Origin of the sequence: Paraburkholderia sp. WC7.3g (genome assembly GCF_050436345.1) — a bacterium.
Taxonomy (GTDB): Bacteria; Pseudomonadota; Gammaproteobacteria; order Burkholderiales; family Burkholderiaceae; genus Paraburkholderia; species Paraburkholderia podalyriae.
In genome coordinates this window covers 64259-76455 of the sequence record NZ_JBNDMA010000004.1, presented here as the reverse complement: position 1 = coordinate 76455, position 12197 = coordinate 64259, and the positions used below count along the sequence as shown (strand labels likewise).

Here is a 12197-nt window from a genome sequence, read left to right as displayed (position 1 = left end):
GATCGATTTCCGCTTCGCGTTGCGCGCTTTCGCGGGCACGGGTGGGCTCACTGCGCACCCCCGGCGCGCATGGCCCGGTATTCCCGCTGCACGATCTCCATCAGCTCCGCCACCGAAGTCAGCGCGCTCGCTTGCTCGTAGGTCACGCGGCCTCGCTGCATCAGCATGATGCGATCCGCGATACCGAGCGTCTGCGCATAGTTGTGCATGATCATGATGATGGAGAGACCGCCTTTTTCCTTCAGGCGCATCAGAAGATCGATGATGAGCCCCGCCTCGCGCGCGCCCATCGCGGCGAGCGGCTCATCGAGCAACAGGATCTTCGCATTCGAATTCACGGCCCGCGCCACGGCGATGGCCTGGCGCTGGCCACCCGATAGACGCTCCACGGGCAAATCCACCGAAGGCACGTGCACGCCGATATCGTCGAGGCATTGCGCCGCGCGCTCGCGCATCCGCTTGTGGTCGAGCAGCCTGAACGGCCCGCGCCGCACGATTTCGCGGTTCAGGAACATGTTGTGATAAATGCTCAGCGAATTGGCGAGCGCGAGATCCTGATACACGCATTCGATGCCGAGCGAGCGCGCATGATCGACCGAGCGCAACAGCGTCTCCTCTGCGTCGATGTGGAGTGTGCCGCTCGTTTGCTGATGAAAGCCCGTGAGGATCTTGACAAGCGTGGACTTACCCGCGCCGTTGTCGCCGAGTATGCCGAGAATCTCGCCCTTGCCGAGGGTGAGCGACACGCCGTCGAGCGCGGTCACCGCGCCGAAGCGTTTGACGAGGTTGTCGCCGCGCAGCGCGAGCGGCGCGTTCGCCGCGTTGCCCGCGGGGGGCATGGCATTCGTGCCCGCGGAGGAGGTTTGGGATTGGTCCATCAGCGTCCACCCTTGCGGCGAATGCGTCCGACGTGGATGTTGAAGATCATCGCCGCCAGAATCGCGGCGCCGAGAATGATGTTGAACGTAAACGCGTTGATGCCGATCAGCGTAAAGCCGTCGTTGAGAATGCCGAGCACCGCCGCGCCGATCAGCCCACCCACGATGGTGCCCGAGCCGCCCGTGAGAGGCGTGCCGCCGATCACGGCGGCGGCCACGGCAAGGAACATGATCTGGTTGCCGCCCGCCTGCGGGTCGATGGAGGTGATGCGAAAGGCTTCGAGGATGCCGGTGAAGCCCGCCAGCACCGCGGCGAGAATGAAGTTGCCGAGGCGCAGCCGCCTCACATGGATGCCGGCCTCGCTCGCGCCGAGTGGATTCGCCCCCGCGGCCTGCGTATGCAGGCCCCAGCGCGTATGCCGCAACAGCACGTGCATCGCGAACGCGATCGCGAGAGTCCAGATGATCTCGCTGTAGCCCCACGCGCCCATGAACGCGGCGAAGGTGGGCGACCCCGGCGTCGGGGAGGGCGTGCCGCGCGAGATGGTCAGCGTGATGCCGTTGATCAGAAAGAGCGTGCCGAGCGTCGTGACGAACGACGGCAGCCGCAGCCACACCGTCACCGCGCCGTTGACGAAGCCGACGAGCGCCGCGGCCACGAGCCCCGCGATCACGGCGAGCCACATGGGCGCGCCCGCGTCATTCGCAAACACCATCATGAATGGCGCGAACGCAAACACCATGCCCGCCGACAGGTCGATGTCGCCGCCGATCATCAACATGATTTCGCCGAACGCGATGATCGCCACCGGTGCGATGAACTGCGACAGGTTGACGAGGCTCGCGTTGGTGAACAGGAAATCGTGGTTCGCGAACTCGAAATAGGCGGCCAGCAGCACGGCCACGAGCAGGATGCGCAGCTCGGCCGCCCATTGCGATGCGAAGGAAACGCCCGCGCGCCGGGACGCGCGGACCGCTTTGCTGGTTTCGTTCGCGGTATTCATCAGGACTTGATTGCGCCGGTTCTCGGAACGATTTGCTCCTTGTCGGTCTTGCCTTCAAAGCGCGTCGAGGTATTCAGGTACGGCTCGACGTTATCCTTCGTCACGAATTTCAGGCCGGTGTTGATTTCGGCCGGGCCGACGAGGCCGCCGGAGCTGAGGAACACGAACGCCTGCATCACCGTATAGAAACCCTGGACGTAGGGCTGCTGATCGATGGTGAAGTCGAGGAAACCTTCGTGGATCAGCTGGATCGTGGTCGGCAGCAGGTCGAAGCCGCCGCCGTGCACGCCTTTGGACGGCAGGTTCGATTCCTTCATCACCTGCGCGACGCCTTGCGTGCTACCCGCATCCACGGCGAACATGCCCTTCAGGTCCTGGTGGCCCAGGTAGAACGACTTGATCTTCGACAATTCCTCGTTGACGGTTGCGCCCGTGGCCACGGTCTGGATGTCGATCTTCTTGCCGGACTTCTTGATGGCGTCGCTCGCACCGTCCAGACGCGGCTGGATGTTGAGCTGCCCCGGCGTGGCGATGAACAGCCCGACCATGCCGCTGTCGATCAGACTGACGATGCGCTCGCCCATCTGGTAGCCCGACAGATACAGGTCCTGGCCGATATACGCGAGGCGCGGATTCTTCTTGCCGCGCGGCGCGTCGGCGTTGTACGCGAACACCGGAATTCCGGCGTCGAGCGCGGCCAGGATGGGCTTGTCGAAAGCGCTCGGATCGACGATCGGCACCGCGATGGCGTCAGCCTTCGCGGCAATCGCCGAGTTCACGGCGCGGACCATTTCGCCCGCGTCCGAAGTGGCCGAGCCGGTCCACTGATAATCCATGTTGAGCAGCGAGCAGGCATCCTGAATGCCGTACTGCGTGGGCACGAAGAACGGGTTGGTGGTGACGTGATTGACGAACACGATCCTCCACTTCTTGTGCGACGGAAAAGCCGTCTGCGCTGCCTGCGCGGTGCCGATCAGACCGCCTGCGCCGCCTAGCGCGCCCATCAGCGAAAGCGCTGCGCCGAGTCCCGCGCCCTGCATCAGCCCCCGCCGCGCCGTGCTGAAACCGTTGCCGCTGTTTTGCTGATCGTCATCCCGTTGCTGTGCCATCTGATCCTCCGGTTCTTGTCTTCATTGGTCGATGTGGTCGACGTTGCGTCGATTGCGTGCAGATGCTGGACGGCACCGGGAGTTCGCGGGGCAGCGCGAGACTTTGGCGTGGGACGTGCAACCCCGATTCGGAAGCGCTCGATACGCGCCGTGCGGTACCGCAAAAATGTTAGTGCAGTGCGGTTGCGCCTCCTAATCCATGTATACCCGTAACTGTTCCGAAGATTGGGACGCCGGGTCCGGATGCGTGTTTACCACGAACGGCTGATCGCGCGGATGGGCGCGCGGCGCTCAAAGCTCCCCGCCCGCCAACACCGTCGCCACGTGCTCGCGCAACGTCGGCAGCACCGCGCCCTCGAACCAGGCATTGCGCTTGAACCACGCGATATTGCGCGGCGAAGGATGCGGCAGCGGCATCACATGCGGTCCAAACTCGGCCCACCTGACGAGCGTATCGGTCGAGGTAGTCCCGAATGCATCGCCCAGGCCAAAGCGCTGTGCATATTGTCCGACCAGCAGCGTCAATTTCACCGAACGCATATGCGCGAGCAATTCGCGATGCCAGCGGTTTGCGCACTCGGGCCGAGGCGGCAGGTCGCCGCTCCCGCCGCGACCCGGAAAACAGAAGCCGATCGGCACGATGGCGAATTTCGAAGCGTCGTAGAAGGTGGGGTCGTCGACGCCGAGCCAGGCGCGCAGACGCGCGCCGCTCGCATCGCTCCACGGCACCCCCGACGCATGCACGCGCGCGCCCGGCGCTTGCCCGATGATCAGAATGCGAGCCTGCGCGGACACCGCGAGCACGGGGCGGGGCGCGTGCGGCAGCATGGGTGCGCACAGCGTGCAGGAGCGGATGTCGTCGAGCAGCATGTCGAGCGACGCGCCGTTTTTCGACGTGCGTTTGGTGGTAACAGCCATAAAGCGGTTCGAGGTGACTGGCGCGCAGTCGTGTCGTGGGTCGGCTCAGTTCTGCGGCTGAGCCGGATAGATCAGCGTGCCGTCGGCTTGGGCCTCGGCGCCCGGCGTCATCGTGGCGGCGTTCGTGTGATGCGCGTCCATGATGTGCAGCACGGTTTCATCGTGCATCAGCAGATAGTCCGTAATGATACGCCGGTGGCAACGCCACCAGACCGCCTCCGAGCACATGATCGCGCAGCGCTGCCGATGACCGAGCGTCAGAAGTTGCGCCAGCCCGTCGCGAAACGCGTCCGTCATCGCATAGTCGGCATAGTTGCGAAAGGCCGGATGGGTCCAGTACGCGTTCGGCGATCGCGCATCGTCCTTGCGTTTGCCGCGGCGTCCACCCAGTGCGGCGAGATGCACGTAGTCGATATGTTCCCGCGCGAGCGAAGCGGGCAGCGTGTCGCGATTGAACTGCGGGTTGGTCCGCGAGCGCGGGATGCTGCGCACGTCGACGAGCAAGACGATCTGCTCGCCTTTCAGTAGACCGACGAATTCCTGCAACGGGCGCGTCGAGTGGCCGATCGTGAAAAAAGTGCGTTTCGTTTTCATGCGTGCATCATCGACGCTGATAGCGGCGGCGATCCCGACAGGTTGCAACGTGCGACGCAGTAACGTCGGCTGCGGCTCGTGTGTGTCGCACGTGTCATGCCTAGGCTTGCACCATGACCGGCGGCCGGACACAGCGACATCCCGCCGGAGCGGCAAGCCGCGCCAACAGGGCCGATCTCCGAGCGTTGACGTGACTGCGGCGTCGTTCCAGCGCCCGTGCGCCTACGCGAGACTCGAAGGCGCCGCCTTCAGCACGTCGACGTGCTTCGGAATCAGACCGAGATCGAGGAACGTATCGGCGATCTGTTGCTGCTCGCCGAGAATCGCGCGGGTAATCGGCTGCGTGCCGAACTGCTGACGCTGCACCGCCACGTCCACGACCTGCTTCGGCAGACCCCATAGCCGCGCGAGTTCGCTCGCGAGTTGATCCTTGTTCTGTTTGCCCCACTGATCCACCTTGTCGAGCTCTTCGATCACGATCCGGATCACGTCGGGATTATTCGCCGCATAGCGCTGCGACGAAAAATAGAACGCGCGATTGCCGACCACGCCACTTGCATCGGCAATCACGCGAGCGCCGAGCGATTGCTCCGCCGCGGCGAAGAACGGATCCCAGATGGCCCACGCGTCGATCGACGCCCGCTCGAACGCGGCGCGCGCATCGGCGGGCGCGAGAAAGACGAGCTTCACGTCGCCGTTTTGCAGGCCGTGCTGACGCAGCAACTTGACGAGAAAGTAGTGGACGTTGCTGCCTTTGTTCAGCGCGATCCGTTTGCCCTTCAGATCCGCGACCGAGTGGATCGTCGACGGCGACGGCACCAGCACGGCTTCCGACTGCGGCCGCTTGACGGTCGCCGCCACATAGGCCAAAGGCGCGCCGGCGGCCTGCGCGAAGATCGGCGGCGCTTCGCCGACGTCGCCGAAATCGATCGAGCCGACATTGAGCGCTTCGAGTTGCACCGGACCCGCGGCGAACTCGGCCCACGTCACCGATACGTTCAGCGGCGCGAGCCGTTTTTCGAGCGTACCGCGACCCTTCAGCAGATTCAGATAACCCTTTTGGTTGCCGATGCGCAGCGTGCGCGCACTGCCTTGCGCGAACGAAAGCGGTGCCGTCGCGACCGCTGCGGCGCCGAGCGAAAGTTTGAGGAAGGTGCGGCGGTCGTGGAGCGTGCTGGTAATGGACATGACGGGCGATACGATGAAGACGGCGGTGAAGAAGGCAGGATGTGCGGCGGCCGAAGCGCCGCCGCTTGCGTCGTGCGTTGTCGGTGCGTTATTCGTGCCCGGTGTCAGCGCTGGGGCGCGCCATCCCATGCCGGCAGCGTGGCGCCGTGATAGACGCTCAGGATCGCCGAAGCGACGTTGGCCTGCTGGTAGCTGTCCACGATCGCCTTCACCCACGGAGCGTTCGCGTCTTTCGCGTTGACCGCGATGAAGTTGCGATACGGGTTACCCGGCACTTTCTCCTGCGCGATGCGTTCCTGCGGAATCCTGATGCCCGCTTTGATCGCCCAGTCGGTATTGACGACGGCCGCGTCGAGGTCGCCGATCGCGCGGCCGACGATGCCCGCGTCGAGTTCCTTGATCTGGATGTGCTTCGGATTGTCCGCGATGTCGCGCGCGGTGGGCAGCAGACCGACGTCGAGGCGCAGCTTGATCAGTCCATTCGCCTGCAGCAGAAGCAGCGCGCGGCCTTCGTTGCTCGGATCGTTCGGCACGCCGATCGTCGCGTTCTGCGGCAGCGCCGCGACCGATTTCACGTTGCGCGAGTACAGACCGATCGGCTGCACGTAGGTATAGCCGACGGGCATGATCTGATAGTGGCGCGCCGCGATCTGCGCATCGAGATACGGCTTGTGCTGGAACGAGTTCGCATCGAGGTCGTGCTGCGCGAGCGCTTCGTTCGGCTGCGTGTAGTCGGAGAACGTCGTGACCTTGACGGTGATGCCCTGCCTGGCGGCATTGGCCGCGACCGCGCGCCACACGTCTTCGTCCTCGCCGGACATGATCCCGACTCGCACTGTCTGTCCCGCCGCGAGCGCCGGTTGCGCGCAGACGATGTCGCATGTAAGGAGAACGGACAACAGAGCGGCCCTGAGTGCTTTGGTCGTGGTCATGTTTTGACAGCTATCGGAGTGAAGGTCACGAGATCGTAGAGACGCACTCGTTAGCGCACAAATAATATCGAGCACTATCGTTATCGCGATTGAGCGCAAGCCACCGAACCCAGTGCAGCATTGCACTTCTGGGAATAAGCTCAGCGCGAATCGACGCCCGTCCTTGGGGCACCAATGCGTTGCCGCGGTCCGGTTCGCCGCGATTGAAGAATGTCCGCCCTGGCGAGGTTGGCGGACGCTCGATCTCGCGAAATCTGCGCGGGTGCGGATTTCGTTTTAGTTGCAGACGCTACAAGCGCATTAATCCTGCGGCAGCAACAGAGCCGAGAGCAGGCGGCGCAACTGTGCCAATTCGCTCGCTGTCAGCCTTTCAGTGAGAATGCGCTCGACCTGCTCGACTCGCGGACGCAAGGCCGCGAGTTGCTTCTTACCGGCACGGGTGAGAAACAGCACATAACTGCGCTTGTCGACAGGATCGTCGGCGCGCTCGATCAGGTCATTGCGCACCATGCGTGCAACAAGATCGGCTATCGTCGAACGATCCACATCGAGTTTGTCGCCGAGTTGCCGCTGACTGACGCCAGGCGTCTCATGCAAGACCTCGAGCGCTGCGTACTGCACGCTCGTGATCTCCGCGGAAACCTCGCTTAGCCACACTGCTGCATGGCGCTGTTGGGCACGGCGCACCAGGCTGCCAGTAAATTTGGGGAGCGGGCCGGCGTCTTCAGGTTTGATCGGCAATTTGGGAGTTTCGTGTTTTCGTTGTGGTTCAACGCGCGCGGAAGATGGGCCGGAAGAAGGCGTTCAACTCCGCGTACGCATTCAATGGAAGAACATGGGCCACGTATTGATCGGGACGTACCACGACAAGTGCGCCTTGTTGGCGATCGATGCCGCGCTCGTCGAAGATATCAGTCGTCGCGTCGCTCGTAAATGCCTTTTCGTAGTCGATCAGGCCGTGGCGACCCTTGCGCAGCAGCAGGAGGGCGGGGAGGTCCTGGAGACGGACTTCGCGATGCGGGTGTTGCAGCACCGCGCGCAGATCGAGAACGCTGTCCGCGTCGGCGTCCTTCGGCGTGACGAGCCGCAAAACCGAATCCGGCGACGTGTTCAGATGCTCGCACAGCGCATCTAGCGCACGGCGTGATGCGTCCGCGAAAGCGTACAGGCGCCAGCGGCCGTCCGCGCGCGCGGCGTGCCCGAGATGGAATGGTCTTGCATCCGCGAGGCGAACGACCGGCGACGAGTGAAACCGCGCGCCGATCGTAAAGCCTCTGGCGAGCGCCTGATGCGTCGCTTCACCGGTCAGCGTGGCCGGCCGGTAACGCGTTGCGACGCCAGCCGTGTAGCGGCCAGCGCGTACGAAATACGCCTGAAGCTCGGCGGGATCGACGCCGCCCGCCTCGGGGCGATCGGGGTCCTTCGGCGGAGCGGCCATCATCGCCGACCATTCCTTGTCGAAATCGATCAGTTCCTGCGCGATGGGCTGGCGCTCGTCCGAATACGTTCGCAACAGATCGGCGTCGCTACGCCCCTCGAGCACCGCGCCGAGTTTCCAGCCGAGATTGAAGCCGTCCTGCATCGACACGTTCATGCCCTGGCCCGCTTTGGCGCTATGCGTATGGCACGCATCGCCCGCAATGAATACGCGCGGTTCGCGCGAGGTGCCGTCGGCGGCAATGGCGTCGTCGAAGCGGTCGGTGAGGCGCTGGCCGACTTCATAGACCGAGAACCACGCCACTTCTTTCACGTCGAGCGTATGCGGATGGAGGATTCGCTGCGCCGTCTCGATGATGCGATCGACCGTGATCTGTTTGATGCTGTCGCGGTTCTCCGCGGTGACATCGCCGAGGTCGACGTAGAAGCGAACGAGATATCCGCCTTCACGCGGAATGATGAGCAGGTTGCCCTTGCTCGCGGACTGAATCGCCGCTTTCAGCCGGATGTCCGGAAAGTCGCTGACGGCCAGCGCATCCATCACGCCCCACGCATGGTTCGCCGCATCACCGCGCAGCGTTTGTCCGATGGCGGTGCGTACACGGCTGCGCGCACCGTCGCAACCGACGACATAGCGCGCGCGCACGGTCACGTTCTGGTCGTGCCGGGCAGGATCGGTATGGCGCAGCGTGACCCGTAGCGGATATTCATCCATATCGTCGCGCTGAAGGTCGACGAGTTCGAGGCCGTAGTCCGGTTCGATCCGTCGCGCGGAGCGGCGCATCGTGTCGAGCAGATATTCCTGAATGCGAGCCTGATTGACGATGACGTGCGGAAATTCCGAAAGACCCGTTTCGGTATCCTGAACTCGACCGGTACGACTGATCGCGCCGCGGTCATTCGCATCGGGTCGCCAGAATACCGTTTCGTTGACCCAATAGGCTTCTTGCAGCAGGCGATCACTGAGGCCGAATGCATTGAACATTTCGACGGTCCGGCACGCGATGCCATCGGCCTGTCCCATCTGCAACGGTCCGTCGCGACGCTCGACGATGCGCGTGCTAATTGACGGGAATTGCGACAGTTGCGCCGCCAGCACGAGTCCGGCCGGGCCGCTGCCGGCGATCAGCACGTCGACCGTCCCGGGCATCTGCGCAGCATGCGCATTGCCGATGGCTGGCTCGATCGTGGGATCGCCGACCCGGAAACCGTTGAGATGAAATTGCATGACGTCCTCCTCCGTTCAGTAGATATCTGCTGAACGCGAATATACTCCGTACACCAACCATGTTGAAGTACTTCGCGGGAGGATGGATGTTTACCCTGGTTCGGAAGCGCTAGTGGATTGTCGGGAACGACGGTCGATGCGGGATCGACGCCGCGTCATGGTCCGAGACGCGGCGCAATCGCATGTCGTCGTTTCCTTCGCGAAGGTCTGATTCAATGGCCGTGCCAATGGCCCCCATGGCCACCCCAGTAGCCGCCAATGCCGATGCCGAGGTTCACCGACGGCGCGACGTAATACCCGGGAGCATAGCCATAGGCGGGCGCTGGCTCATAACCATAGCCATAGCTGGGCGGCGGCGGGGCGGCGACGCAGCCCGCGAGGCCGACTGCCACGATGATTGCAAAGAGTAGTCTCGTCATGATTGTTTTCCTCCAATCATCGAGGAGACGCAAGATCCGGTCCAGGCGTCCTGCGCCACCACGTGGACAGTACCCATTCGTCGGCGGCGAAGTAAAGCGGCAGCTTCGCCGGATAGGCGAGGCTGTTACGGTACGCGATGCGATGAACCGCGGAATACCAGTGCGGAATCACGTAATAGCCGTTCATCAATACCCGGTCGAGCGCGTGAGTCGCATCGACGAGCTGCTCGCGCGTTTGGGCGCCCAGCACTTTGCGCAGGATCGCGTCGACAGCGGGCGACTTCACGCCGGCGACATTATCGGATCCCGGCTCGTCCGCGTACTTGCTGCCGAAGCGCGACAGCTGCTCGGTGCCCGGCACCTGCACGTCGGGCAGGCGCACGGTCGTCATGTCGAAGTCGAACGCGTCGATGCGCTTTTGAATCAGCGCGAAATCGGCGGTGCGAAAGATCATCGTGATGCCGAGCTTCTGCAGATTGCGTCCGAATACGGCGGCGACGGGCTCCATCGACACGCCGCCGCCCGTGTCGCCGAGCAGTTCGAAGACGAACGGCTGACCGTTCGCGTTGCGCAGCGCACCGTCGCGATAGGTCCAGCCTGCCTGCGCCAGCAGTTCGCGCGCCTTGATCAGATTGGCGCGCAGCGATCCCGGCGGATCGGTGTCGGGCTGTTGCGGCATGTCGCCGAACACGGCGGGATCGAGCTCCTTGCGCAGCGGCTCCAGAATCGCGAGTTCGCCTTCGCTGGGTTGGCCCGTGGCCTGCAGGTCCGTATTGACGAAGAAGCTGTCCGTGCGTTTGTACTGATTGTAGAAAAGCTGCCGGTTGAGCCACTCGAAGTCGAACGCGAGATCGAGCGCCTCGCGCACGCGCACGTCCCGGAAGAGCGGTCGCCGCAGGTTGATGAAAAAGCCCTGCATGCCGGCGCCGTTGTGATGAGGAAACTCGCGCTTGATCAGCTCGCCGCTGTCGAAGCGCTTGCCGATATCGCGCCGCACCCAGCTTTGCGCTGTGTGTTCGACGAGTACGTCGTACTCACCCGCCTTGAATGCTTCGAGCTGCGCGACCGCGTCCGCGTACAGCTTGTAGTCGATGTGCGCGAAGTTGTGCGTGCCCACGCGTACGGGCAGCGACGCGCCCCAATAGTTCGGATTGCGCTTGTAGCTGATGGTTCGGCCATTGTCGTATCGGTCGATCAGATAATCGCCGCTGGCGATCGGCTTTTCGAACGCGAGCTGGTCGAAAGGAATGCGCGTGCCGTCCGGCCTGATGCCCCACTTGTGCGAAAACACCGGGATTCCGCCCGCGAGCAGGGGCATCTCGCGTGTCGCGACCTTGAAATCGAAACGGATCGTCAGCCGGTCGACCACCACCGCGCGCGCGATCTGCCCGAAGTACACCGCGAACTGCGGCAGCGCCTGCGGACTTTTCAGCGTATCGAACGAGAACTTGACGTCTGCTGCCGTGACCGGATCGCCGTTCGAAAAACGCGCCTTCGGATTGATGTGGAAGGTTGTCGACAGGCCGTCTTTCGCCACGTCGATGTCGTCGGCGAGCAGACAATATGCGCTCGCCACTTCGTCGGCGCTGCCGGTCGTCAGGCTTTCGAACATCAGTCCCAGTCCCGGTGCGGGATTGCCGCGCAGCGTAAACGGGTTGAATTTGTCGAAGCTCGTCAGCCGGTTCGGATTCGCGAGCACGAGCGTGCCGTCGCGGGGGGCGTCGGGGTTGACGTAGTCGAAGTGCTTGAAACCGGCTGGGTATTTGGGCTCGCCGTATTGGGCGATGGCGTAGAGCGCGCAAGCGGGATTGGCGCTCCACATGGCCGAGGCGCTCAGCACGAGCGCGACCAGCAAGCGCCGCCGGTTGGGCGAACGGATCGTCGTACGAGTCATAACTATGTCGCGGTATCCGCACGAGGGCATCCGCACCGCAGGCGATCGCGCTGTGCGCATCAGCCGCCCGCGCCCGTCACGCGCCACACCGTGTTGCCGACGTCGTCGGCAACCAGCAGGCCGCCGTCGCGATCTTGCGCGACGCCCACGGGTGCGCCATCCAACTCCTTCTGATCCGGCGATGCAAAACCCGTCACGACATCCTTCGGCGCGCCGACCGGCTTGCCGTTCTCGAACGTCACGTACGAGACCACGTAACCGCTCAACGGCGAGCGGTCCCAACTGCCGTGCTCGCCGATGAACGCGCCGCCGCGATACTGCGACGGCAGGTTGTTGCAGGTATAGAACGTCAGTCCTAGCGGTGCAACATGCGAGCCGATCGAGAAGTCAGGTGCAATCGCCTTCGCGACGAGGTCGGGACGCTGCGGTTGGGCGAGTGGATCGACGTGCTGGCCGTAGTAGCTATACGGCCAGACCTTCGATGACTGGCAGACCTACCGCGATGCGCTCGACGCGGTGCCGCGGCAGGCCGGTTATCCGCTGCACGTTGACTGGCCGCTACCGCCGTCCTGATCCAGATGCGCGGGTTCCTGGCT

11 protein-coding genes and 2 pseudogenes are annotated in these 12197 nt (G+C 63.6%); 1 reads left to right on the top strand and 12 read right to left on the bottom strand.

Annotated elements, in window-relative coordinates:
- Positions 1-47: 47 nt before the first annotated feature.
- From OKW43_RS33750 to OKW43_RS33695, 12 genes and pseudogenes are all read right to left on the bottom strand, one after another.
- Complete coding sequence (locus OKW43_RS33750) at positions 48-878, bottom strand: ATP-binding cassette domain-containing protein (RefSeq protein ID WP_376776364.1); 831 nt, start codon at positions 876-878, stop codon at positions 48-50.
- Positions 878-1882: an ABC transporter permease gene (locus tag OKW43_RS33745; protein ID WP_429452667.1), complete on the bottom strand. Its 1005-nt coding sequence runs from the start codon at positions 1880-1882 to the stop codon at positions 878-880. The genes OKW43_RS33750 and OKW43_RS33745 overlap by 1 nt, the downstream gene beginning before the upstream one ends.
- Positions 1882-2991, bottom strand: a complete 1110-nt coding sequence (locus OKW43_RS33740; RefSeq protein WP_187634576.1) for a sugar ABC transporter substrate-binding protein — start codon at positions 2989-2991, stop codon at positions 1882-1884. Before OKW43_RS33740 ends, OKW43_RS33745 begins: the two co-directional genes overlap by 1 nt.
- A 291-nt stretch (positions 2992-3282) precedes the next feature.
- The gene (locus OKW43_RS33735; protein WP_187634575.1) at positions 3283-3909 is read right to left on the bottom strand and encodes a uracil-DNA glycosylase family protein; all 627 of its coding nucleotides are present in this window, start codon (positions 3907-3909) and stop codon (positions 3283-3285) included.
- A gap of 45 nt (positions 3910-3954) precedes the next feature.
- Positions 3955-4503, bottom strand: a complete 549-nt coding sequence (locus tag OKW43_RS33730; protein ID WP_187634574.1) for a DUF488 family protein — start codon at positions 4501-4503, stop codon at positions 3955-3957.
- 222 nt (positions 4504-4725) lie between these two features.
- Positions 4726-5691: a sulfonate ABC transporter substrate-binding protein gene (locus OKW43_RS33725; RefSeq protein ID WP_187634573.1), complete on the bottom strand. Its 966-nt coding sequence runs from the start codon at positions 5689-5691 to the stop codon at positions 4726-4728.
- Positions 5692-5795: 104 nt separating this feature from the next.
- Entirely contained in the window at positions 5796-6623 is an 828-nt protein-coding gene (locus OKW43_RS33720) for a MetQ/NlpA family lipoprotein (RefSeq protein ID WP_187634572.1), read from the bottom strand.
- A gap of 300 nt (positions 6624-6923) precedes the next feature.
- Positions 6924-7364 (bottom strand): MarR family winged helix-turn-helix transcriptional regulator, encoded by a 441-nt coding sequence (locus OKW43_RS33715; RefSeq protein WP_429452663.1) that lies wholly within the window; start codon positions 7362-7364, stop codon positions 6924-6926.
- Between the two features lie 28 nt (positions 7365-7392).
- Positions 7393-9288 (bottom strand): FAD-binding monooxygenase, encoded by a 1896-nt coding sequence (locus OKW43_RS33710; RefSeq protein ID WP_429452661.1) that lies wholly within the window; start codon positions 9286-9288, stop codon positions 7393-7395.
- Positions 9289-9500: 212 nt separating this feature from the next.
- Entirely contained in the window at positions 9501-9707 is a 207-nt protein-coding gene (locus OKW43_RS33705; protein WP_429452660.1) for a hypothetical protein, read from the bottom strand.
- A gap of 16 nt (positions 9708-9723) precedes the next feature.
- Positions 9724-11529, bottom strand: a complete 1806-nt coding sequence (locus OKW43_RS33700) for an extracellular solute-binding protein (protein WP_429454714.1) — start codon at positions 11527-11529, stop codon at positions 9724-9726.
- Positions 11530-11660: 131 nt separating this feature from the next.
- Positions 11661-12074 (bottom strand): annotated as a pseudogene (locus tag OKW43_RS33695) (PQQ-dependent sugar dehydrogenase); the annotation flags it as partial.
- A gap of 16 nt (positions 12075-12090) precedes the next feature.
- Here OKW43_RS33695 and OKW43_RS33690 point away from each other — a divergent pair.
- Positions 12091-12174 (top strand): annotated as a pseudogene (locus OKW43_RS33690) (hypothetical protein); the annotation flags it as partial.
- Positions 12175-12197: the final 23 nt, after the last annotated feature.